This window comes from Streptomyces griseorubiginosus (genome assembly GCF_017614965.1).
Classification (GTDB): Bacteria; Actinomycetota; Actinomycetes; order Streptomycetales; family Streptomycetaceae; genus Streptomyces; species Streptomyces griseorubiginosus_B.
Window position 1 is genome coordinate 1 of the sequence record NZ_WVUG01000696.1, and the last position, 771, is coordinate 771.

Annotated in this window: 1 protein-coding gene; it reads left to right on the forward strand. The window is 76.0% G+C overall.

Annotated elements, in window-relative coordinates:
- A partial coding sequence (locus GRC12_RS44815) for an SWIM zinc finger family protein (protein ID WP_244374728.1) occupies positions 1 to 771 on the forward strand: 771 nt, incomplete at both ends.

The window sequence follows — 771 nt, forward strand, 5'->3', positions numbered from 1 at the left end:
CCACCCCAGCACGCGCCCTCCATGGCCGCCCCCGGCCGCGACGGAGAACTGCGCCGCACCTTCCCCGCGTTGCCGGCTCCGCCCCCGGTACCGGCGGCCTCCGGCGCGTCCGACGCTTCGGCCGGGCCCCGGTTCGCGGCGACCTGGTGGGGAAATGCCTGGGTGACCGCGCTGGAGGAAGGCGCGCTGGACGCCAAGCGGCTGGCGCGGGGGCGGAGTTACGCCGAGCAGGGGCATGTGGACGCCATCACGGTCACTCCGGGGCTCGTGCTGGCGTACGTACAGGGCAGCCGGCCACGCCCGTATCGCGTGCAGGTGAGGCTGCGGACCCTGGACGACGCCGGCTGGGCCCGCTTCCTGGACGCCGCCGTCGAGCGGCCCGGGCACATCGCCGCGCTGCTCGACAAGGAGCTGCCGCAGTCCCTCGCCGACTGCGGTGTGCCGTTGCTGCCCGGACCGCGCGACCTCGAACCGCACTGCAGCTGCCCCGACCGCGGCCACCCCTGCAAGCACGCCGCCGCCCTCTGTTACCAGACGGCCCGGCTGCTCGACGCCGACCCCTTCGTCCTGCTTCTGCTGCGCGGCCGCGGCGAACGCGAGCTGCTCGACGCGCTCTCCCGGCTGAACGCCGCCCGCGCGGCCCGCGCCGCCCAGGACCAGGAACCGGCACCACTTCCCGGCGTACGCGCCACGGAAGCCCTCGCGGAACGCCGACTGCCGCCGCTTCCGCAGCCGTTGCCCGTACCGCCCCACCCCGAGCAGCCCCCGGTC